The organism is Collinsella sp. SGI.033 (genome assembly GCF_050315135.1).
Classification (GTDB): domain Bacteria; phylum Actinomycetota; class Coriobacteriia; order Coriobacteriales; family Coriobacteriaceae; genus Collinsella.
In genome coordinates, this window is the sequence record NZ_JBNPOK010000026.1 from 1 (window position 1) to 23,099 (window position 23,099).

14 protein-coding genes are annotated in these 23,099 nt (G+C 60.8%); 7 read left to right on the plus strand and 7 right to left on the minus strand.

The features are described from left to right. Positions 1-108: 108 nt before the first annotated feature. Positions 109-750: a thiamine diphosphokinase gene (locus ACQRC0_RS07640; RefSeq protein WP_427729044.1), complete on the minus strand. Its 642-nt coding sequence runs from the start codon at positions 748-750 to the stop codon at positions 109-111. A gap of 9 nt (positions 751-759) precedes the next feature. Next, complete coding sequence (locus ACQRC0_RS07645) at positions 760-1,449, minus strand: HAD family hydrolase (protein ID WP_427729046.1); 690 nt, start codon at positions 1,447-1,449, stop codon at positions 760-762. Positions 1,450-1,780: 331 nt separating this feature from the next. Between ACQRC0_RS07645 and glgB the strand changes: the two genes are divergently transcribed. From glgB to ACQRC0_RS07680, 7 genes are all read left to right on the plus strand, one after another. Next, positions 1,781-4,060: a 1,4-alpha-glucan branching protein GlgB gene (gene glgB, locus ACQRC0_RS07650; RefSeq protein WP_427729048.1), complete on the plus strand. Its 2,280-nt coding sequence runs from the start codon at positions 1,781-1,783 to the stop codon at positions 4,058-4,060. A 93-nt stretch (positions 4,061-4,153) separates the two neighbouring features. Continuing rightward, positions 4,154-6,580, plus strand: a complete 2,427-nt coding sequence (locus ACQRC0_RS07655) for a glycogen/starch/alpha-glucan phosphorylase (RefSeq protein ID WP_427729050.1) — start codon at positions 4,154-4,156, stop codon at positions 6,578-6,580. A gap of 105 nt (positions 6,581-6,685) precedes the next feature. Beyond that, positions 6,686-7,834 (plus strand): glucose-1-phosphate adenylyltransferase, encoded by a 1,149-nt coding sequence (locus ACQRC0_RS07660; RefSeq protein ID WP_427729052.1) that lies wholly within the window; start codon positions 6,686-6,688, stop codon positions 7,832-7,834. Positions 7,835-7,838: 4 nt separating this feature from the next. Further along, on the plus strand, positions 7,839-8,966 hold the full coding sequence (gene glgD, locus ACQRC0_RS07665; protein ID WP_427729053.1) for a glucose-1-phosphate adenylyltransferase subunit GlgD: 1,128 nt from the start codon (positions 7,839-7,841) through the stop codon (positions 8,964-8,966). A gap of 90 nt (positions 8,967-9,056) precedes the next feature. Continuing rightward, positions 9,057-11,393 (plus strand): glycogen synthase GlgA, encoded by a 2,337-nt coding sequence (gene glgA, locus ACQRC0_RS07670; protein WP_427729054.1) that lies wholly within the window; start codon positions 9,057-9,059, stop codon positions 11,391-11,393. Between the two features lie 219 nt (positions 11,394-11,612). Beyond that, the gene (locus ACQRC0_RS07675; RefSeq protein WP_427729056.1) at positions 11,613-14,909 is read left to right on the plus strand and encodes a 4-alpha-glucanotransferase; all 3,297 of its coding nucleotides are present in this window, start codon (positions 11,613-11,615) and stop codon (positions 14,907-14,909) included. A gap of 88 nt (positions 14,910-14,997) precedes the next feature. After that, on the plus strand, positions 14,998-15,234 hold the full coding sequence (locus ACQRC0_RS07680) for an FmdB family zinc ribbon protein (protein ID WP_427729057.1): 237 nt from the start codon (positions 14,998-15,000) through the stop codon (positions 15,232-15,234). A 460-nt stretch (positions 15,235-15,694) separates the two neighbouring features. Here the strand turns inward: ACQRC0_RS07680 and ACQRC0_RS07685 are convergent, their stop codons facing one another. The 5 genes from ACQRC0_RS07685 to gltX form a co-directional block, all read right to left on the minus strand. Then, the gene (locus tag ACQRC0_RS07685; RefSeq protein ID WP_427729059.1) at positions 15,695-17,095 is read right to left on the minus strand and encodes an RsmB/NOP family class I SAM-dependent RNA methyltransferase; all 1,401 of its coding nucleotides are present in this window, start codon (positions 17,093-17,095) and stop codon (positions 15,695-15,697) included. Further along, on the minus strand, positions 17,092-18,012 hold the full coding sequence (gene fmt, locus ACQRC0_RS07690; protein WP_427729061.1) for a methionyl-tRNA formyltransferase: 921 nt from the start codon (positions 18,010-18,012) through the stop codon (positions 17,092-17,094). Before fmt ends, ACQRC0_RS07685 begins: the two co-directional genes overlap by 4 nt. Positions 18,013-18,339: 327 nt before the next feature. Then, positions 18,340-18,876 carry a peptide deformylase gene (gene def / locus ACQRC0_RS07695; RefSeq protein WP_118449363.1) on the minus strand — a complete coding sequence of 179 codons (537 nt, stop codon included), beginning with the start codon at positions 18,874-18,876 and terminating at the stop codon, positions 18,340-18,342. Positions 18,877-18,894: 18 nt separating this feature from the next. Continuing rightward, the gene (priA, locus tag ACQRC0_RS07700; RefSeq protein WP_427729063.1) at positions 18,895-21,348 is read right to left on the minus strand and encodes a replication restart helicase PriA; all 2,454 of its coding nucleotides are present in this window, start codon (positions 21,346-21,348) and stop codon (positions 18,895-18,897) included. Positions 21,349-21,436: 88 nt separating this feature from the next. After that, a complete protein-coding gene (gene gltX, locus ACQRC0_RS07705) occupies positions 21,437-22,912 on the minus strand; it encodes a glutamate--tRNA ligase (protein WP_427729064.1) in 1,476 nt (491 codons plus the stop codon). Positions 22,913-23,099: the final 187 nt, after the last annotated feature.

Below are 23,099 nucleotides of genomic sequence, written 5' to 3' on the forward strand. Positions count from 1 at the left end.
AAAACCCTCACGCGGCGATTGCCTACTCGCCCTCAGTCCCGATAAAACCCTCACGCGGCGATTGCCTACTCGCCCACCGTCCCGATAAAACCCTCACGCGGCGGCACCTTACTTGTAGAGGTAGGCGATTGCCGTTCCTTGGTGGACTTGAATCTTGGCCGTTTTCCTTACGACATTGGAGATGCCGGTGTCGGCTAGTAGGGCTAGCGGGGCGTGGTCTAGCTCCCATTCTAGGCCGTGTTCGCTTATCTCTGTGTTGGGGGCGATGGCGATGATGGAGAAGGTTTTGCCCTCGGCACCCTCGATGGTCCACGACTCGCCTGCGTGAAGGATGCGGGCGACCACCTTGTCCTCGGCAATCCAAATGGGGGCATCCTCGTAGCCTGCAAGCAGCCCCGTTACGGAAAGCGCCATGTCCGGGCGACCGCCGGTGGCGCAGGTCGCAACCACCTCGGCACCCGGCCAGCGGCGTCGGACGGAATCGAGCGCAAGTGCCAGATCGGTATAGTCCTTGTAGGGGTCGTGGCGCTCTACCTCAAAGGCCTCGGCGGCATCGACCAACGCGCGACCGGTGTCGCTCACCGTGTCGGCATCTCCTACATACACGTCGCAGCCCAGGCCGGCGCCTAGCAGCGCGTCGAGCCCGCGGTCCACGGCGACAACGTGGTCGCACTCCCCCGCTAGTCGACGCAACAGATCCGCGCTCGCCACCACCGGTGAGCCGCAAACAACTAATACTTTGCAAGCCACAGCCCTCGCCTATCCCTCAAACGCAAGCACGCGGGCCAGGTCCAGGTCCTCATAGCTATCGATAAAGATATCGCAGTTGTCGCGAACCTCGTCGCGCTCCATACGGCCGTGCGGGTCATAAATGCCCACGCGCTTAAAGCCTGCAGTGCCAGAGCTCTTAAGGCCAAAGACCGCGTCCTCAAACACCCACGCGCGCTCAAACTGGTGCCCGTGGCGCTCCTCAAGGCGGCGCAGCGCCAGCTCGTACACGTCGGGGAATTGCTTGGAACGCCCCGCCTCGCCCGTCGTGGTAATAAACTCCATGTAGGCGTCGAGCCCCGCACCCGCGAGTGCGGACTGTACCAGCTCGGCCGGCGTGGACGTGGCCACGCACATAGCAATGCCGGCCAATTTCGCCTGTTCCAAAAATGCCAGGAGCCCCTCGCGCGGCGGCACCTTGGAGTAGCCATCGATCAGGATGTCACTCAGCTCGCGATACAGCTCCTCGCCATTTTCGCCAATGCCCCACGTGTCGTGGTAGGCCTGGCACTCGTCCTCGAGCGACAAATGCTCAAACTGGGCAAAATCGTCGACCGTTACATCAATGCCGTAACGCCGCAATAGTTCGGGCTGCGCATGGCCCCAAACGGGGGTGCTATTTACCAGTGTGCCGTCGCAATCAAAAATAAAAGCAACATTAGAGGCGGCTGTGTGGTTCATTCGCAAACCTTTCAATGTCAAATGGTAAACAACCTGCTAAAAACGTTTTACCAAACGTAAATCTAAAAATCTTGAAACCCTAATTGGTAAAACTGTCAAGAGTTTTACCATCGCAATTCTGTCAGTGGCATAAACATGGCGCTCACCGATTAAACGCCACCGTAAATCCACTTTCGTCCATAAAAGTAACGGACAGGTGTTATTGTGGTTTTTGCCGAAAGTTCCACCGAGCACGCGAGGTGGGACGACTCATAGAGCTATCGCCGTCCCTTCGATTCGTGCAGCCTTGGACCTTTCGCATCTAGTCACCAAGGCAACACGCTGCCGCGTCATGATGGGATCAAACGTGAGCGATACAAAGCTAAAGCCAGCAACCAAAAAGCCCGCTACCCGTAAAGCCGCCCCGCACGCACCGGAGCTCACCAAGGACGATGTCTATCTGTTTGGCATTGGAATGTGGGAGCGTAGCTGGGAAAAGATGGGCGCGCATCCCGACACGCAGCAGCGCACGCGCGGCTGGCGTTTTTGCGTTTGGGCGCCCGACGTTAAGAGCGTCCACGTTATCGGTGAATTCAACAATTGGGACGAACAAGCCAACCCGCTGGTGCCCGTACACACGAGCGCTATCTGGGAAGGCTTTATTCCTGGCGCCGAGCAGGGCCAGCTCTATAAATACCTCATCGAGACCAACGAGGGCGAAAAGCTCTACAAGGCCGATCCGTACGCCTTTAAGGCCGAGTGCCCTCCGGGAACGGCGAGCGTGCTGTGGACCCTCGATGGCTACCAGTGGAACGACGCCGCGTGGCTCAAACGCCGCGCCGGCCACAACCACATGTCGCAGCCGCTCAACATCTACGAGGTGCATATTGGCTCTTGGAAGCGCCACGGAGACGAGCCACAGGGCGAGCCGGACGAGTACGGCAACTACCCCGGTCCCATGGACCCCTTCCCTGCGCAGCGCGGCGAGTTTTACACCTATGACGACCTGTCGGTGGAGCTCGTGGACTACGTGCGCGATATGGGCTACACGCATATCGAGGTCATGCCGCTTATGGAGCACCCCTTCGATGGCTCCTGGGGCTACCAGACGACCGGATACTTTGCCGCCACGTCACGCTACGGCAACCCGCAGCAGCTCATGCACTTTATCGATGCGTGCCACGAGGCGGGCATCGGCGTGATCATGGACTGGGTGCCCGGCGGTTTTTGCGCCGACTCCCACGGCCTTGCCACTTTTAACGGCCACATGCTGTTTGAGCACGAGATTCACCCCAACTGGGGTACGCACAAGTTTGACTTCGCCCGCGGCGAGGTCCGCTCCTTCTTGGTCTCCAACGTGCTGTACTGGATCGAGAACTTCCATGTGGACGGCATTCGCATGGACGGCGTGTCCAGCATGCTGTACCTCAACTTTGGCATTGACGATCCTGGCCAAAAGAAGTTCAACAAGTACGGTACCGAGGAGGACCTGGACGCCAGCGCGTTTATCCGTCAGGTCAACTGCGCTGTTGAGGCGCACTACCCCGACGTGATGATGATGGCCGAGGAGTCCACCGCGTGGCCGCTTGTGACCTATCCGCCGCAGGACGGCGGCCTGGGCTTCCACTACAAGTGGGACATGGGCTGGATGAACGACACCCTGCACTACATGCAGACCGATTTTCCGTGGCGCCCCGGCAACCATGGCTTGCTCACGTTCTCCATCATGTACGCCTTTACCGAGAACTTTATCTGCCCGCTGAGCCACGACGAGGTCGTGCACGGCAAGTGCTCGCTCATCGGCCGCATGCCGGGTGACTGGTGGCGCCAGTTTGCCGGCCTGCGCACGCTCGCCTTCTACCAGATGACGCACCCCGGTGCCAAGCTCAACTTTATGGGCAACGAGATCGGCCAGTTTATCGAGTGGCGCTACTACGAATCAATTCAGTGGTTCTTGACCGAGCAGTATGAGACCCATGCACACCATCAGGCGTTCATTAAGGCGCTCAACCACCTGTATACCGCCGAGCCCGCCCTGTACGAGCGCGGTTACAATGACGACGGCTTTACCTGGATCGACGCGGACAACTCCAAGCAGTCCATCGTGAGCTTTGTGCGTCAGGGCGAAAACGTCGATGACGACCTCGTGATCCTGATCAACTTTGACCCGGCGGCCTACGAGAGCTTCCGTGTGGGCGTGCCGCGTGAGGGCGACTGGGAGGTCATCTTTGACTCCGACCGTCCCGAGTTTGGCGGCAGCGGCTATGCTGGCGAGGAGCCCTACACCTGCTCGAGCGAGCCCTATCCCTGGAACGGGCAGATGGACTCTATCGAGATTAAGGTGCCCAGCCTGGCAGGCGTGGTGCTTAAGCGTCGCGGCCCCAGCAGCTATAAGCCGCCCGTGGTCGAGGAGCCCAAGAAGGCGACCCGCAAGCGTGCGTCCTCGGTAAAGCCCAAGCCAGCGGCCGCCAAGAAGGCTCCGGCCAAGGCGAAGGCTACGACGACCAAGGCCAAGGCTAAGGCCGCCGCAAAGCCCGCTGCCAAGGCTACCGCGACCAAGAAGCCTGCTGCCAAAAAGGCCGCTACCAAAGCCAAGTCTGCCTCTGTTAAGTCATCACCTAAGGATGCGTAACAAAGCCGTTACAGCTGTAATTACCCGCCCCAGCGGGGCGTAGGATACAAGTCACAACCGTTCCGGGAGAAACATCCCCGGGGGAAGGAACGTATGAATAAGATCTTCGACAACAAGCAGGAGTTTACCGAGCTCTATCGCGATGCCGTCATGAGCATTAGCGGCAAGAGCGTCGAGGCAGCCAGCGATCTGGATCGCTTTAACGCCCTGGCCAAGCTCGTGGCCGAGAAGGCGCGCACCGTTGCCACCAAGAGCGACGCCCGCGCCACCGCCGAGGGCAAGAAGCGCGTGTACTACTTCTCGATCGAGTTTTTGATTGGCCGCCTGCTCGACAACTACCTGCTCAACTTTGGCGTGCGCGACATGGTCGCCGAGGCGCTCGACGATATGGGCCTTGACCTGTCCGTCATCGAGAGCCAGGAGCCCGATCCGGCGCTGGGCAACGGTGGCCTGGGTCGTCTGGCCGCATGCTTCCTGGATTCCATGGCAGCCGAGGGCATTGCCGGCTACGGCAACGGCATGCGCTACCGCTACGGCCTGTTTAAACAGGAGATCGTCAACGGCAGCCAGGTCGAAACCACCGACGAGTGGCTCACCAACGGCTATCCCTGGGAGGTCCGTCGTCAGGACAAGGCCGTGACCATTAAGTTTGGTGGCCGCGTCGAGGGCTTTGAGGAGAACGGCCGCACGTTCTATCGAACCGTGGACACGCAGGACATCCTGGCCGTCCCTTATGACATCCCCGTGGTGGGCTATACCGGCGAGACCGTCAACAAGCTGCGCGTCTGGGCCGCTGAGCCGGTCGAGGAGCACTTCGATCTGGAGGCCTTCAACCGCGGCGACTACGCCCTGGCCGACGCCGAGCGCGCCGAGGCCGAGGCCATCAGCGCCATCCTCTACCCCAACGACGCCGGCGAGCACGGCCGTCTGCTGCGTCTAAAGCAGGAATACCTGTTTGTCTCGGCCGGTATCTATAGCCTGCTCGACACCTTTGAGAAGGAACACGGCGCGAACTGGGAGCTGCTGCCGCAGTTTGTGGCCATCCACACCAACGATACGCACCCCGCCATGTGCGGCCCCGAGCTCATGCGCATCCTCATCGACGAGAAGAAGCTCGAGTGGGATGACGCCTGGAACATCGTGACGCAGGTCGTGAGCTACACCAACCACACCATCCTGCCCGAGGCCCTGGAGAAGTGGCCCATCGGCACGTTCTCCAAGCTCCTCCCCCGTGTGTACCAGATCATCGACGAAATCAGCCGTCGTTGGCATGAGTCGTTCGATACGACGCAGGAGGGCTGGCAGGAGCGTCTGCGCCAGACCGCCATCCTATGGGACGGCGAGGTTCGCATGGCCAACCTGTCCGTGATCTGCAGCCACAGCGTCAACGGCGTGGCCAAGATTCACTCCGATATCATCAAGAACAATGTGCTCAAGGACTTCTATGCCCTGACGCCCGAGAAGTTCAACAACAAGACAAACGGCATCTCGCACCGTCGCTTCTTTGCCGAGGCCAACCCCACTTACGCCAAGCTCGTGACCGAGGCCATTGGCGACGGCTGGCTCAAGGACGCCTTTGAGCTTGAGAAACTTAAAGGTTTTCAGAACGACACCGAGTTCCTTAAGGCCGTGGGTGCCTCCAAGCGCGCCAACAAGGAGCGCCTTGCCGCCTACGTTAAGGCAGAGACCGGTCTGGTTATTGACCCCAACACCGTCTTCGATGTTCAGGTAAAGCGTTTTCATGCCTACAAGCGCCAGCTCATGAACATCATGAAGGTGATGGACATCTACAACCGTCGCATCGCCAATCCCAACTTCCACGTGACACCGACGACCTTTATCTTTAGCGGCAAGGCTGCCTCGAGCTACACCTTTGCCAAGGAGACCATCCGCCTCATTAACTCCGTTGCCGAGGTTATCAACAACGACCCGCGCGTCAACGAGGTCATGAAGGTCTGCTTTATCCCCAACTTCCGCGTGAGCAACGCCCAGCTCATCTACCCTGCCGCCGAGATTTCGGAGCAGATTTCCACAGCTGGCAAGGAGGCCTCGGGCACGTCCAACATGAAGCTCATGATGAACGGCGCCATTACGCTGGGCACCCTCGACGGCGCCAACATCGAAATCGCCGATTTGGCCGGCCGCGAGAACGAGGCGATCTTTGGCCTGACCGCTCCCGAGGTCGAGCAGCTCTGGGCATCGAACAGCTACTTTGCGTGGGATACGCTCAACAATGATCGCGAACGTCTGGGCCGCGTGATGGATGAGCTCAAGGACAACACGTTTGCCGGCCTTTCGGGTAACTTTGAGAGCATCTACAACGAGCTTATGAACAACAACGACCCCGACCTGGTCATGGCAGACTTCCGCAGCTACGTAGATGCATGGGAGAAGCTCACGGGCAGCTATGGCGACCAGGAGACCTGGAACCGCAAGGCGCTGCTCAACACCGCCTCGAGCGGCTGGTTCTCGAGCGACCGCACCATTCGCGAGTACCGCGACGAGATCTGGCACGCTTAAAGGCCGCGAGTTCCCTTTGCCGCACGGCATTACTCGACGGGCGCGACCGAGCGCCGCGCCCGTCGCTAATGGGTTTAGGAACATCGATGACAGAAGGAGAATTCGATGAGTAAGAAAGAATGCATCGCGATGCTCCTCGCAGGAGGACAGGGAAGCCGATTGGGGGCACTCACCCAAAAGATCGCTAAACCGGCGGTTAGCTTTGGTGGCAAGTTCCGCATTATCGACTTTTCGCTGTCCAACTGCTCCAATTCGGGCATCGACACGGTGGGCGTTCTGACGCAGTATCGTCCCTACCTGCTGCATGCCTACGTGGGCTCTGGCGAGGCGTGGGATCTGGACAGCCGCGACGGTGGCGTGTCGATCCTGCCGCCGTACGAAACGCAAACCGGTGGCGCATGGTATGCGGGCACGGCCGACGCCATCACGCAGAACCTCGACTACATCAAGTCCAACGACCCCAAGTACGTCCTGATTCTTTCGGGCGATCATCTGTATCGCATGGACTACCGCAAGATGCTCAAGACGCACATTGATAACAACGCCGACCTCACGGTGAGCGTTATGCCCGTGCCGTGGGAGGAGGCCAGCCGCTTTGGCATCCTGACCACCGACCCCGAGGACGGCCGCATCACCAAGTTCACGGAGAAGCCCGAGAAGCCCGATTCGAACCTCGCGTCCATGGGCATCTACATCTTCTCGGCCGACGTGCTGGTCAAGGCGCTCGAGGAGGACGCTCTGGACCAGCGCTCGAGCCACGACTTTGGCAAGGACATCATCCCCAAGCTGCTCGGCGAGAACAAGCGCCTGTACAGCTACGAGTTCCACGGCTTTTGGAAGGATGTTGGCACCATCGCCAGCTTCCACGAGACCTCGATGGACCTGCTGGGCAACAACCCCGAGTTCGATCTGTTTGACAAGAGCTTCCCCATCATGTCCAACATCACCACGCGTCCGCCGCACTACATTGGCCCGGACGGTCGCCTGGACGACTGCCTGGTCTCCAATGGTTGCAAGATCTACGGCACCGCTCGCCACTCGATCCTTTCGACCGATGTCATCATTGAGGAGCGCGCCGTGGTCGAGGACTCCGTGCTGCTGCCGGGTGCGCACGTTAAGAGCGGCGCGCACATTTGCCGCGCTATTTTGGGCGAGAACTCCACGGTCGAAGAGGGCGTGAAGCTCGGCTCTGTCGATACCACCAAGGATACGGCCGTCGTTGGAAATGACGTCGTTATCGGGAAGGGGGAATGATCCGATGATCAATCGCAAGGCCATCGGCTATATCACCGCTAACTACTCTTCGACCTACGGCAGCGTGCTGCTCAAGGATCGCCCCATCGCGTCGATTCCGTTTTTGGGCCGCTACCGCCTGATCGACTTTCCGCTGTCCAACATGATGAATGCCGGCATTAAGACCGTCGGCGTTGTCATGCCGGGCAACTACCGCTCGCTGATCGACCACGTGGGCTCGGGCAAGGACTGGGGCCTGGACCGCAAGAAGGGCGGCCTGTTCATGGTGCCCGGCAACGCGTATGGCACCACCAAGGGCGGCATGCGCTTCTTGCTCCGCGACATCATCTCCAACAAGACGCTGTTCCAGCGCTCGGACAAGCCCTATGTTGTGATGATGGGCACCAACGTCATCTTTAACATGGACCTCAACACCATCATCGAGGCGCACGAGAAATCCGGTGCCCAGATGACCGTGGTGTACTGCAAGGCCACGCACAACATCGAAGACGAGACCAAGCTCGATATCAACGAGAACGGCCGCCTGACGGGCGTGAGCGCCGGCGTCGCGTACGGCGACAACGCCTCTATGGACTGCTGCATCGTCAACCGCGAGACGCTACTCCAGATCATCGACCACTACCAGGCCGCCGACTATCTGGACCTGCTCGAGGCGCTCCAGGGCGACTTTGGCAACATCGACGTGTGCAGCTACGAGTACAAGGGCGAGGTCGTGGGCGTGTTTAGCGAGAAGTCGCTGTATCGTCGCAGCATGGACCTGCTCGACCAGACCGTGGCCGATCAGCTCTTTGACCCCGAGCGCCCGATCCTGACCAAGGCCCACGACGTGCCGCCTTCGCGTTACGCGACCGGCAGCCACGCCTGCAACTCGATCATCTCGGCCGGCTGCATCATCAAGGGCACCGTGCGCAACTCGATCCTGTCGCGCGGCGTTGTGATCGAGGAAGGCGCCTCGGTGACCAACTCGATCATCAACCAGAGCTGCATCATCAAGAGCGGCGCCCGTGTTGAGAACGCCATCTTGGACAAGAACAACGTGGTTCCCACCAACACCGAGCTTCGCGGTACGCCCGAGAACATCCTGGTGCTGGGCAAGGCTCCGTTAACTTCCGATACCACCATCGCTCGTTAACGTTGGCACCACATAATCGCACGTAACTTGTAGAATAGTCGCCCGGTTAGCGCCAGGCGACTATTCTCGAATTGCAACATGGGAGACAAAATGGCACAAACCAGCAAAAAGATGCAGATCGTGTTTGCCTCGGCCGAGTGCGCACCGTTTGTTAAGACCGGTGGCTTGGGTGACGTGGCGGGCTCGCTGCCTGCGGCACTCGTGCGCGCTGGCGCCGAAGTCATTGTGATGGTGCCCAAGTACGCCACCATCAAGGACGAGTACAAGGCGCAGATGGAGCACTTTGCCGACTTTTACGTGAGCCTGAGCTGGCGCAACGAGTACTGCGGGTTGGAGAAGCTCGAGCACGACGGCGTCACCTATATGTTCGTGGACAACGAGCACTACTTTGCGCGCGACTATCCCTACGGCTTCTTTGACGACGGCGAGCGCTTCGCGTTTTTCTCCAAGGCCATCACCGAGAGCCTGCAGCACCTACCTGAAGGCTTTGAGTGCGACATCCTGCACTGCAACGACTGGCAGACGGCGCTGGCGCCCGTGTTCTTGCGAGAGTTCTACCAAGGGCTGCCGCTGTACGACCGCGTCAAGACCGTGTTCTCGATCCACAATGTGGCGTTCCAGGGCCAGTTTAGCGACACCGTGATGGAAGACATACTGGGTATGGCGCATATTCCGGCAGCCGCCACGCAGTTGCGCTGTGACGCCTGCAGCATTAACTATATGCTGGGCGCGCTGCACTATGCCGATGCCATCACCACGGTGAGCCCCACCTATGCGGGCGAGATCCAGACGCCCGAGTTTGGCGAGGGCCTGGACGGCGTGCTGCGCGAGCGTTCGTACGCTCTGCAGGGCATCCTCAACGGCATTGACGTTGTGGGTTTTGATCCGGCGACCGACAAGCGCATTGCCGCCAACTACACGGTTGATGACCGCGCGGGGAAGGCCGTATGCAAGGCCAAGCTGCAGGAGGAGCTGGGGCTCGAGATTCGCGACGACCGCCCGCTTATGGTGATGGTCACGCGCCTGACGCGACAGAAGGGCATGGACCTGGTCATGTACGCGCTCGACCGCATCCTGTCCGGTGGCGTTCAGGTGGCCGTGCTGGGTACCGGCGACCGCGACTACGAGGACGGCCTTCGCTACTTCCAGGGCAAATACCCCGGCACCATGGCGGCGCGTATCGAGTTTGACCCGGCGCTTTCGCAGCGCATGTACGCCGCCGCCGATATGTTCCTGATGCCCTCGAAGTTTGAGCCCTGTGGCCTGTCGCAGATCATCGCCATGCGCTACGGCACCCTGCCCATTGTGCGCGAGACCGGTGGCCTGAAGGACACCGTGCAACCGTACAACGAGTTTACCGGCGAGGGCACGGGCTTCTCATTTAGTCACTTTAACGGCGACGAGATGGGCGACGCGGTGTTCCGCGCGGCTCGCCTGTTCTGGGATAACCGCGAGGCCTGGAATCAGCTGGTCACGCAGGCCATGAGCCAGGACTTTAGCTGGACACGTTCGGCCGATAAGTATCTGGACCTGTACTTCTTTATGCACCCAGAGATTGAGAGGCCGGTGGCGGTGGAGGCTGCTGCGGCTGTGGAGGAGCCGGCTGCCGCTGAGGCCGAGCCTGCGGCACCCGTTAAGGAGCCCGCTGCTGCCGAGGAGCCCAAGGCCGAGGAGAAGCCGGCTGACGATGGCGAGGTAAAGCCCACGGCGAAGCCTGCCGCCAAGAAGACGACGACCCGCAAGACAACGGCTAAGAAGGCCACGACCACGAAGGCCGCCACGAGCAAGACCACCGCTGCCAAGGCAACCACCACGCGCAAGCGTACGACCGCCGCTGCCAAGAAGGCCGTCGAAGCCGAGGCCGCTCCCGAGGTAAAGGCCGAGGCCACCGCTGAGGCTACCACTGCCGAGGCTAAGACCGCGGCAAAGGCTCCGGCCAAGACCGCTGCCAAGAAGACGACCGCGACCAAGACCGCGACCAAGACCGCGACCGCCAAGAAGGCCACGGCTACGAAGTCGCCGGCGACCAAGGCTGCTACGACGAAGGCCGCCGCGAAGACGGCCCCGAAGGCTGCTGCAAAGCCCGCCGTCAAGGTCGAGGAGGCGCCCTCCGAGCCCAAGGCCGAGGCAGCTGTCGAGGCAAAGCCGGCCGCCAAGACCACCACACGCAAGCGCGCCACGACAACGGCCAAAAAGGATACGACCAAGACAGCCGCTCCCAAGGCAGAGGCTAAAGCCAAGGACGAACCCGCAGTAAAGGCCGAGCCGGAACCGAAGGCCGCCGAGGTCAAGACCGCTCCGAAGGCTACGGCAAAAACCGAACCCGCCAAGAAGGCCCCGGTCTCCCCCGCCGCTCCAGCCGAGGAAAAGGCTCCGACCAAGAAGACCTCCGTCCGCAAGGCCACGGCCACCCGCAAGCGCCGCTAGTCCACAGACGATCTAAAACCTAATAAAAACCCTAAACAAGGGGCGCTCCAACCGGGCGCCCCTTCTCTGTAGATAGTTGGTAAAACGATTTTCTAGGACAACCGTTCGCCGATAGTGAGCGACTGTAGTTTATACAACTAAAGTGCAACGGATATACTTATGCACTGTGCGTTAAGCCCATGACCCGCTGGCCATGATTGTATAGAACTGGACCGTACTATGAGATTGATACACAACAGCCGCCTGACGCAGTTTCGCACTCCTTTTGGCGCTGTGACCACTGGAACTTCCGTTTCGCTTTCGGTGATTTTGGAGGATGCCGATCCCAACCAGGCAACGCTCACCCTGCGCACCTGGGTCGACGGCATCGGAGAGACCTTGATCCCCATGGAGCACAAGGGCGATGGCATCTTTACCGGTGAGCTCAACTGCGCCGAGCCCTGTCTTGTATGGTACAGCTTTATATGCAATATCGAAGGCCAGTCCGAGGTCCGCTTGGGTGCGCCGCAGGGTCGCACCGGCGGCGAGGGCGTTGTATACAACTACGCCGAGGTTCCGTCCTTCCAGATTACCGTCTACAAGCACCGCGAGAACCGTCCCACCTGGTACGAGCACGGCATGGTCTACCAGATCTTCCCCGACCGCTACGCCCGCGACGAAAACTGGCGCGAACGAACGCTGGCCGAGGTCGAAAAACCACGTAAGGGAATCAAGCGTCGCATGGTCGAGGACTGGAACGAGCCGCCCGTGTACGAGCGTGCCGAAGACGGCTCCATCAAGACTTGGGATTTTTACGGCGGCTCGCTCAAGGGCATCCAAAATGACCTGCCCCGCATCGCCGAGCTGGGCTTTACGGCCATCTACCTCAACCCGATCTTTGAGGCCGCGAGCAACCACCGTTACGACACGGCCGATTACACCAAGATCGACCCGATTCTGGGAACCGAGCAGGACTTTACGGAGCTATGCGAGGCGGCCGAGAAGCTCGGCATTTCCATCATCCTGGACGGCGTCTTCAACCATACGGGCGACGACTCGATCTACTTTAACCGCTACGGCAACTATCCCGGCGTCGGCGCGTGGCAGAGCGAGGACTCCCCGTGGCGCGATGCGTTTACCTTCCACGAGGACGGCACGTATGACTGCTGGTGGGGCGTGAGCAACATGCCCGCCCTCAACGAGAATTCCGAGCTCGTGCGTAAAAAGCTTCTGGGCAAGGACGGCGTCATTCGCAAGTGGCTGCGCGCCGGTGCCCACGGCTGGCGACTCGATGTGGCCGACGAGCTTTCCGATGACTTCCTGGCCGATATCAAGGCCGCCGTGCTCGAAGAGAAGCCCGATGCGCTGCTGCTCGGCGAAGTCTGGGAGGACGCCTCCAACAAGATCAGCTATGGCCATCTGCGCCGTTATCTGCAGGGCTCCGAACTCGATTCCGCCATGGACTACCCTTTCCGCGACATGGTCATCGGCTTTTTGATGGGCTACAGAGATGCCTATCAGGCTGCCGAGGACATCGAGACACTGCGCGAGAACTACCCGCGCGAGGCACTGGCCTGCGCGCTCAATCTGCTTTCGAGCCACGACCGTCCGCGCATTATCTCGGTGCTCGGCGGCGGTCCCGACGAGTCGCAGCTACCCGAGAGCGAGCGTAGCAAATGGCGCTTGGACGAGAACTCCATGGACCTGGCCAAGAGGCGCTTTTGGTTGGCGACGCTCATGCAGATGACCTTCCCCGGCGTGCCCTCGATCTATTATGGCGATGAGTACGGCCTGGAGGGCCTCACCGATCCGGGCAACCGCCGTACCCTGCCGACTAAGGATCAGCTTCACGATTTCGATACGTTGGCCATCGTGAAGAACGCATCCGCCCTGCGCCGCGCGTTGCCGTTTATGGTTGACGGCGAGATCAAGGCCTTCGCGCTTAACGACGACGTCCTAGCCTACACCCGCACGGGCAAAGACGGCGAGGCTGCGACTGTTATCGTCAATCGCAGCCTGCGCAATTCGCACCGCGTGACGATTCCGGCGCTCGGTGAATGCGCGAGTGACGTGATCAGCGGCCACGAGTGCGAGATCCACAACGGCACGGTCACACTCGACCTGTACCCGCTGGGCTCTTCGATCATCTATCACCATGCCGAGAGGCGCCTGCAGGAGCCGCTCGATCATGGCGCGGGCGTCGTGTGCCACATTACCTCGGTTCCGACTGACGATGGCAAGCCGGGTACGATCGGCGCACCCACGCGTCGCTTTATCGACCACCTGGCCGCCATGGGCATGCGCTACTGGCAGGTCCTGCCCGTCAACCCGACGGATTTCTTCCGCTCCCCCTATGCCGGACCCTCGGCTTTTGCGGGTAACATCGACCTGCTGCCCGAGAGTCACGAGGAGCTGGCCGCCGACTTCGCTTCTTGGAAGGCCCACGGTGGCGAAGATGCCGACCCGCTGTACACCGCGTTTAAACATCGCAATGCCGATTGGCTCGAGAAGTACTGCGTCTACATGGCCGTTAAGAAATACTTTGAGGGCGAGTCGCGCCACAATTGGCCGGCAGATGTCGCGCGCTACAACGAGCATCTGATCGACGACAAGCGCTTCCACGACGAGGCTGAGCTTCAGGCCTACATGCAGTACCGCTTTGACCTGGCTTGGTGCGAGCTCATGAACTATGCGCACAAGAAGGGCATCGAGGTCATCGGCGATATCCCGATGTATGTATCGGACGATTCGGCAGATGCGTGGAGCGAGCCCGAGAACTTCTGGCTGTCCGATACCGGCAAGGCAATCGAGATCTCCGGTGCGCCGCCCGACAACTTTGCGCCCGAAGGTCAGGTGTGGGGAAACCCCACCTTCCGCTGGGATCACATGAAGGAGAGCGGCTATCGCTGGTGGCTCGATCGTCTGCGCCGAGCGTTCGCGCTCTACGACCGCGTGCGCCTGGACCACTTCCTGGGCTTCCACAACTACTTTAGCATTCCCGCTGGCAAAGCCTGTGCCGACGGCCGCTGGCTTGCGGGTCCGGGAAAGGACCTGTTCCAGACCGCCTACGACGAGCTGGGTCCGCTCAATTTTATTGCCGAGGATCTGGGCTATCTGACGCCTGGCGTTCGCGCTATGGCTTCGACCTGCGGTTTTCCCGGCATGGACGTACTGGAGTTTAGTGACTACGACGTTCGCGGCGGAATTCATACCACGCCGGGCAAAATCCTGTACACCTCAACGCACGACACTTCGACGCTCGCTGGCTGGTGCACGCGCTCCTTTGCAGGCGGCGACGAGCCGAGCGGTGCTGAGGTAGCAAGCGAGCTCATTGGCAATGCCCTGGCAAGCGATGCTCCGCTCGTTATGATGCCGCTGCAGGATGTGCTGGGGCTGGGGGACGACGCACGTATGAACGTGCCGGGTGTAGCCACAGGCAACTGGACGTGGCAGGCACAAGAGGCAGACGTTGCGGAGGCCGAAGAGAAAACTGCGAAGCTCCTGCGCAGCACCCATAGATTCTGGGGCGAAGCGTGATAAAACCCTCGATATAGGGTACAGTTACAAACGTTTGAATTTTTGCGGGCAGAGCGATCTGCCCGCTTTGTGCTGAAAAGGAAGTATTATGGCGCGCTACGAATATAAGTGCACGAGCTGCGGCAACGTTTTTGAGGTTGAGCACCCCATGTCCGAGACTCCCGAGGTCGTATGCCCCAGCTGCGGCGCCCCGGCATCCAAGACGTTCTCGGCCAGCGGCATTAAGTTCGACGGCAGCGGTTTCTACAACACCGACCAGCGCAGTGGCGGGTCCAGCACCAGCGCCACAAGCGGTTGCTGCGCCGACTGCCCGAACAACCACTAGCGACAAGCGGCCCCGACACCCAGGCTTCCTGATGAGTTGCGGTGAAATAGTTCCTGAATCAGCCCTTTCAACGGCCAAGCAGGATCCATTTCACCGCAACTTTTCTTTAGATCGGATTTCGGGCTGATGCTAAGTTTGTAACATTTCAAAACCCTGCCGGATTACGGGGCCGAATTGGCAACCTCTATCAATTCCGGTAATTTGCAAATTTCAACAAACCATCTACCTGCGGTTTTATTTAGGCCATTTTTGCTGTGGTCAGGCATCACCAATCTTGCCCCGTAATCCGCTCTACTTTTGATAGCAGCAAGTATGAAACGGGGCTATTTTTCCCACTCTTTAGCTAATTTGGGACGGGGCTTTTTTAGCTGCCCCAGCTGATAACGCAAATGTTTGGCCGACTGGCGGCCAGGGCAGCTAAAAAAGCCCCGTCCCAAATTAGCTACCCTTGGAATCCGTTTTACTTGCGGACCAGTCTGGCGCAGAAGTGGCCGTCGTAGGAATCGGCGTTTGCGGGGACGCTTTGGAAGAGGCCTCGAGCGTTTTGGCGCAGGGTGACGAGGCTCTTGGCATGGTCGTACTCAGGGAGCTGCAAAATCTGGGCTTCGGAAAGCGGCATCACGGTAAAGCCGGCGCCCTCGGGAGAGGCTAGGAAGGCATCAACGACCTGCGTGTTCTCCTCGTCGAAGACCGAGCAGGTGGCATAGATAAGCTCACCGCCGGCAGCGACGCGCGCGGCTGCTTCCTTGAGCATCGTCAGCTGCAGGCGGGGCAGCTCAGTCGTAACGTCGCCCTCGGTCAGACGCCACGGTATCTCGGGATGACGGCGCATGGTGCCGGTGCCCGAGCACGGAGCATCGATAAACACCGTGTCGAACAGGGCAGGCTCGCCAAGCATCGCGTCAAAGGACGTGAGCACCTCATTGAGCTCGCAGGCATCGCCCGACACCGTACGAACACCCGTAATACCCGCCTTATGCAGACGTGCGAGATTCTGGTCGCACTTGCGGTCGTGCAAATCGAGTGCGGTGTGCTGACGGTCGTAACCGGCACGCTTGGCCTGGCACATCATCACATAGGTCTTGGTGCCACGACCGGCGCCAATCTCTAGACAACGCCCGGGACGGGTCGCCGCGGTAGCGATGAGCTGGGCGTTAAGGTCCGAGGCCACGGCAGCTGCGCGCTCAAACACGCCCGACGCAACCGTGGCCTGCGCGTCGACCGGCGCATGGCAACCCGGGAACACGGGTGCCACAAGCTGCGAAATGTACGGATCGGGTTTGGTGGCAAAGGCATTCTCGTGCAAAGCCAGCGGCGCGGGCGCCAGATTGCCGGCAAAGCCGAGCGCGCCCTCGGGTGTATCGAACGAAGCCATAATGCGAGCGCACAGCCAGCGCGGCATGCCCATCAGGCGAGATAGGCGAACCAAACGGCGCTCGGACTCATCGGCATCCGCCGCAGTGGCAAAGTCCTCGACGTTGTTCGCAACCTTATGCAGCACGGCGTTCGCCAGACCGGCGGCAGACTTAGCACCGCTGCGCACGAGCTCAACGCCCTGACTCACCGCAACACGACCCGGGGTATGCAGGTAGAGCATCTCGAAGGCCGAGATACGAAGTGCCATGCGCACACGAGGCGCGACCTTTTTGGGCTTATCGAGAAACTGGTCGAGCAGCTCATCCAAAATGCCCTGGGTGGCTGCAACGCCCAGTGCCAAACGAGCGGCAAAAGCAGAATCGCGCTGGTCGATGGCCTTGGCCGAGGCACGGGACGAGAGCACGTCACGCGCGTACATGCCGCGGCGATCGGCCTCCATCAAAACATCGAGCGCGAGCTTGCGCGCAGGGGAAAGCTTACTCATGACAAAACACCCCACGAAAGATCCGCACCCTGCAGGCCGGCAGCCCAGGCAGAAGCAGCCATAGCACGCTTTCCATCGGGCTTAACCTCGAGCAGTTCGACCGCGCCATCGGACAGGCCCAGGTAGACGCGCTTGGCCTGAACGGCGACGAGCCCCTCGCCAAGCGATACATCTGCCGGCGCGGCATCGAGCACGCGCACGGTCTTGCCGGCAATCACGCAGCGAGCGGGAGCGGTGTCGGAAGAGGCAAGCACATGACGCACGCAATCAAGCGCCCCCATCTGCGGATCCAGACGCATCTCCTGCTTGGAAATCTTGGCAGCATGCGTGACAAGGAACTCATCCTGCTCAGTCCAAACAGCCGAGCCATCGGCAAGCGAGGGAAGCGTATCGGCAAGCAACTTACCGCCCAGCTCACCAAGCTCCATGGTCAGTGCCTCAGCATGTTTACCGGCAACCGAGGTCGACGCCTGGGCGCAATAAGCGCCCGTATCCACGCCATGCCCAATGCGCATAATGGAAACGCCAGCAACCTCGTCACCAGCAAGAATGGCACGCTGAATGGGAGCAGCACCACGCCAACGGGGCAGCAGCGAAGCATGAACATTCACAATACCGAGCGGCGCCATATGCAGCATCTCATCGGGCAAAATGCAGCCATAGGCAGCCACACAGAAAATATCGGCATCAGCAGCCTTAAGCCGATCAATAACATCCGGCGTCATACGATTTGCCTCAACAACGGGCAGACCAAGCTCAAGCGCCTTGGCCTTAACAGGAGACGGCTCCAGCTTTTTACCACGCCCGCGAACAGCATCGGGACGCGTAATTACCAGCGTAATCTCATTCCCAGCCTCAACAAGCGAAGTCAGCGACGGCACCGCGAAATCGGGTGTACCCATAAACACAATACGCATAAAGAACGTCTCCCCTCAAACAAAACCGAGACGGCTACAAATAACAGCGGAAAGCCAAGTCGAAAGCCCATCCGCAATAACAATTCAACAAGAACAAATATACCCAAAACCAAAGAAAGAGCCGCAATAAAAGCAGCTCTTCCGACAAAGCAATTATCAGCGAAGACGCCCATCCCTGGCCCGACGGCACCCGGGCGAACCGAGCCAAGAACTAGTAGTCCCTGGGGCTGGCCGCCTATATATCATCCCGTGCTCAAACATTCTCGCTGCGCTGCGAAACTGCGCGCGGGACGATATATAGGCGGCCAGCCCCAGGGACGGACGACCTTATTCAGTCTCGCCCGGTCGAGCGCCGCGGGCCAGGGCGTCCTGGTACTCCTTGACGGCCTTGATGCGCTGCATCGGCTTGAGTCGCTCGAACATGGTGTTGCCGTGCAGGTGATCGATCTCGTGCTGCAGGCACACGCAGAACAGGTCGCCCGAGGCCTCATAGCGAATCAGGTTGGCGTCCAGATCGTATGCCTCGACAACGACATGGTCGGGACGCTCGATCTCGCAGCTAATGCCAGGGATAGACAAGCAGCCCTCGCTAAACGGCACCAGATGGTCACTCTGCTCAACAATGACAGGGTTGATGAGCACGTACGGGTCATAGTCGTTCTTGTCGGTATAGTCGCAGTCGATGGTGACGAGCTGGATGAGCTCGCCGATCTGCGGGGCAGCCAGGCCGCAACCGCCGTTGTCGAACATCATCTTCTTCATCTTTTCGGCAAGCGCCTCGATCGCCGGGGTGATCTCCTCGATGACGGCGCACTCCTGACGCAAACGAGGGTCGGGCGAAAGTACGATTCCGTTGGCTTCCATGGCCATCCTTTCGGGTTGTTACATCAAATCATAGGCGTCGACGTCAACGCTCACGCTCACGCCGCGCACGGAGCCCACCTCTTTGAGGCAGGCGTCGATATCATCAGAGACATGGTACCCTACCGGCGACTTTACAAGCAGATGGAAGCGATAACGGTCTTTGGCTCTCTCGATTACACACGAAGCCGGGCCCAGCACCTGCGGCACGACACTTCCGGCCCGCAAAAAGTCAGGCGCGGCGGCATGCCAGCGGCGCTTGAGAAGCTTTGCGATGCGCCCAATGTAGTCCAGCGCATTATCACGATTCGCCGACCACACCAAGATGTTGACAAGACGCACGAAAGGCGGGTACAGCGCGTCTCGGCGCTGGTCCAGGTCGTAGTCGGTAAAGATCGAACGATCGTGCTCTGCGACGGCGCGAATGACCGGGTCCTCGGGCAGATACGTCTGGATGATAACCTCGCCGGGACGATCGCCGCGACCGGCGCGACCGGCGACCTGTTCCAGCAAATCGTAGGCGCGCTCCCCCGCCCTAAAATCGGGCAGCTTTAACGCAAAGTCGGCATTGACCACGCCCACGAGCGTGACCTCGGGAAAATCGAGGCCCTTGGCAATCATCTGGGTACCCAGCAGCACCGCGCAATCGGCGGCATCGAACTGCTCGAGTAGTTTTTTGTGCGCATCCTTGCCGCGTGTGGAATCGGCGTCCATACGAATGATTGCGACATCCTCGGGCAGCATCTGGTGTAGGGCGTCCTCAATCTGCTGCGTACCCAGCCCCATTTTTGCCAGGTAACGGCTGCCGCACTTGGGACAGCGACTCGTGGGCGCCGGATAGGGCTGCACGCGCCAGGACGATCCGCAGGTGTGGCACTGCAGCGTGTGCGTGCGCTCGTGGTACGTGAGCGCGGTAGAACAGTGATTGCAGGTGGGGACGCAGCCGCACTCACGGCACATCAAAAACGGCGCAAAACCACGGCGGTTGTGCAGCAGTACGGCCTTCTCGCGGCGCTCGACCACGCGTTCCAAGCCCTCCATCAGCGGTTTAGAGAACATGGAGCGGCTGCCGCGCGCGAACTCGCGGCGCAGATCGGCAATGCGGACCGTAGGCAGCACGGCGTGTCCCGGGCGTTCGGGCATCTCGACGCGCGTCCAGGTGGCACCGTTGTACATACCGCGGCGACAGCGGTCGAGGGCCTCGGCCGATGGCGTGGCGGAGCCCAACACGAGCGGGCACCGATAGCGGCGCGCCATCTCGGCAGCCACCTCGCGCGCATGGTAGCGCGGGCTGGAGCCCTGCTTGTAGCTGGTCTCGTGCTCCTCGTCGATGATGATGAGGCCAAGATCGCTGAGCGGGCAAAAGAGCGCCGAGCGGGCGCCCACGACCACGCGCGCGGCACCGCTGGCAACCATATCCCACTGGTCCAGACGCTCGCCGGCCGAAAGACGCGAGTGGAAGACCGCGACCGTCTCGCCAAAGCGCGAGCGGAAGCGGCCGACGGTCTGGGCCGTCAGCGAGATCTCGGGCACGAGCACGCAGGCCGAACGGCCGGCAGCCAGCACGCGCTCAATCGCCGAAAGGTAAACCTCGGTTTTACCGGAACCGGTGACACCATCGACAAGGACCACGTCGCCATGGGCATCAAGGCGGGCGCGTTCAATCTGCGCGAGCGCCTGCTGCTGGCCGTTGGTGAGAGAGACCGGCGCCTTGCCGCTTGCCGAGGACAACGTGGTCTGCTCGCTACACCCACGCCAGGCGCGGCGCTCCTCCACCACCACGACGCCGCGTTTTTCGAGCGCTTTAATGGTTGCCGACATGCTGTTGTAGAGCAGGTTGAGGTCGCGCGTCGTGACCGGGCCGCATTGGAGCGCGTCGATGAGCTGACGCTGACGGACCGCAGTCTTGGGCGGCGTGTAGTCGAAACCCTCGGGCGTGAGCATGACCCAACGGTTTTGGATGGGTTTTACGGCGGGGCGCTCAACGGTCCACACGCCGTCATCACCCTTCACGACACGCGGGCTGCCGCCCGGAGGCAAGAACAGACGCAGGCACTCGGAAAGCGTCGCGACGTACTCGTGGCTCATCCAGCGCGCAATGCGTGCAGCCTCGGCGGTAAAGAGCGGCTTGCTGAGGATGGCCTCGATGGGCTTGATGCGCAAGGGGTCGGGGGTGTCGTTGCCTTGCAGGTCGCCCAGCTCGGGCGCGATATCGACGATATAGCCCGCGGCCGCACGGTTGCCAAAGTGGACCAGGACCGTGGACCCGATCTGGGCATCGTTGGCAAGGGACTGCGGGATGCCGTAGTCGAAGGGCTCGGAGAGCGCACGGGTCGGGATGTCGAGGACCACGCTCGCGTAGGCGGAGACGGGTTCGGGTGCGAGCTCGGGCTGCGCCGGGGCGGCGGCAGGGGCCGCGGACTTCGGAGCTTCCTTAGGTTCCGGCGAACCAAACAGCGACAGTTGCTCGGCCATGGTCTCTGTACCTCCCATCCCATACGTCTTTAGAAACAAGAGCCCCGCTCGGGTGAACGGGGCTCGGAAACATGCGTTTACGCAGCTGCTACAGCGCCATCGTACGGGCGCGGTCGATGCGCGCCAAGCAGTCGTCGCGGCCGACGAGCGCCATGGTCTCGCCCAGCGGGGGGCTCACCATGTTACCGCAGACGGCGACGCGCACAGCCTGGAACACCACGCGCTTCTTGAGGTCCATCTGCTCGGGCAGCGGCTCAAGCGCGGCGTCGATGTTGGCCGCCGTCCACTCTTCCACGCCCTCGAGCGCGGCCTTGGCGGCATCCAGAATGGCGCCCATGCCTTCCTTGGCCAGACCCTTGTTGACAGACTTCTCGTCATACTCGAGCGTCTCGGCCGTGGCAAAGATGGGGGCGGCGACGGTCACGGCGTCGACCGGCATCTTGGTGCGCGGCTTGACGATGGCGGCAAGCGCATCGATCCAGTCCTCGCCGTACTCGATGTTACCCTCGATCATACCGGCCTCGTGCAGCTCGGGGACCATGATCTCGTCGGCAAACTGGGCGTCGGACATGTTGTTGATATACTCGGCATTGACCCAGTCGAGCTTTTTGGGGTCGAAGGTCGCCGGGTTCTTGGAGATGCGGTCGAGCGAGAACTTGCTGGCCAGGACATCGCGCGGGATGATCGTGGTCTCGCCGTCGAGCGACCAGCCGAGCAGCGCCAGGTAGTTAACGAACGCGTCGGACAGGTAGCCGGCGTCGCGGTACTCCTCCACCGAGGTGGCGCCGTGGCGTTTAGAGAGCTTCTTGCCGTCGGCACCCAAGATCATGGAGATGTGGGCGAACGTGGGAACGGGCGCGCCGAGGGCCTCGTAAACCATGACCTGGCGCGGGGTGTTGGACAGATGGTCGTCGCCGCGGATGACATGGGTGATCTTCATCATGGCGTCGTCGACAACGGTCGCGAAGTTATACGTGGGCGTGCCATCGGAGCGGAAGATGACGAAGTCGTCGAGCTCCTTGGCGTCGAAGGTCACCTCGCCGTGGACGGCGTCGTGAATGACGACATCGCCGCGGTCCTCGGGCACCTTGATGCGAAGGACGTAGGGCTCGCCGGCCTCGATGCGGCGGCGTGCCTCCTCGGGATCGAGATCGCGACAGCGGCGCTGATAGCCCTGGAAGGGGTCTTTACGCTCCTGGGCGGCCTTACGGTCGGCCTCGAGCTGCTCCTTGGTGCAGAAGCAGGGGTAGGCCTTGCCCTCGTCCCAAAGCTTCTGGGCGGCCTGCTTGTACAGGTCCAGGCGCTCGGTCTGGGCATAGGGGCCAAAGTCGCCGCCAACCTCGGGGCCCTCGTCCCAGTCCAGGCCCAGCCAACGCATAGCGCGCAGAATGATCTGCGTGTTCTCGTCGGTAGAGCGGGTGGGGTCGGTGTCGTCGATGCGCAGGATGAACGTGCCGCCGTTTGCGCGGGCAAAAGCCCAGTTATAGATAGCGGTGCGGGCGCCGCCGATGTGCAGCTTGCCCGTCGGTGAGGGTGCAAAGCGGACGCGAACGTCTGATGCCATGGAAATCTCCTCGATTGCAGGATGGATGTCTAACCGCACCAGTATAAAGCAACAATGCCCACCTCCGCACAAAGGGCACCGACCCAGTCATCGAAGCCGGGTAGCTAATTTGGGACGGGGCTTTTTTAGCTGCCCCGGCAGGCTATCGGCTAAACCAGCAAACAATCAGCCGGGGTAGCTAAAAAAG

Coding starts and splice junctions, on each gene's coding strand:
- ACQRC0_RS07645 (WP_427729046.1), bottom strand. CDS start 1,449: ATGAACCACACAGCCGCCTCTAATGTTGCTTTTATTTTTGATTGCGAC.
- glgB (WP_427729048.1), top strand. CDS start 1,781: ATGATGGGATCAAACGTGAGCGATACAAAGCTAAAGCCAGCAACCAAA.
- ACQRC0_RS07655 (WP_427729050.1), top strand. CDS start 4,154: ATGAATAAGATCTTCGACAACAAGCAGGAGTTTACCGAGCTCTATCGC.
- ACQRC0_RS07660 (WP_427729052.1), top strand. CDS start 6,686: ATGAGTAAGAAAGAATGCATCGCGATGCTCCTCGCAGGAGGACAGGGA.
- glgD (WP_427729053.1), top strand. CDS start 7,839: ATGATCAATCGCAAGGCCATCGGCTATATCACCGCTAACTACTCTTCG.
- glgA (WP_427729054.1), top strand. CDS start 9,057: ATGGCACAAACCAGCAAAAAGATGCAGATCGTGTTTGCCTCGGCCGAG.
- ACQRC0_RS07675 (WP_427729056.1), top strand. CDS start 11,613: ATGAGATTGATACACAACAGCCGCCTGACGCAGTTTCGCACTCCTTTT.
- ACQRC0_RS07680 (WP_427729057.1), top strand. CDS start 14,998: ATGGCGCGCTACGAATATAAGTGCACGAGCTGCGGCAACGTTTTTGAG.
- ACQRC0_RS07685 (WP_427729059.1), bottom strand. CDS start 17,095: ATGAGTAAGCTTTCCCCTGCGCGCAAGCTCGCGCTCGATGTTTTGATG.
- fmt (WP_427729061.1), bottom strand. CDS start 18,012: ATGCGTATTGTGTTTATGGGTACACCCGATTTCGCGGTGCCGTCGCTG.
- def (WP_118449363.1), bottom strand. CDS start 18,876: ATGGAAGCCAACGGAATCGTACTTTCGCCCGACCCTCGTTTGCGTCAG.
- priA (WP_427729063.1), bottom strand. CDS start 21,348: ATGGCCGAGCAACTGTCGCTGTTTGGTTCGCCGGAACCTAAGGAAGCT.
- gltX (WP_427729064.1), bottom strand. CDS start 22,912: ATGGCATCAGACGTTCGCGTCCGCTTTGCACCCTCACCGACGGGCAAG.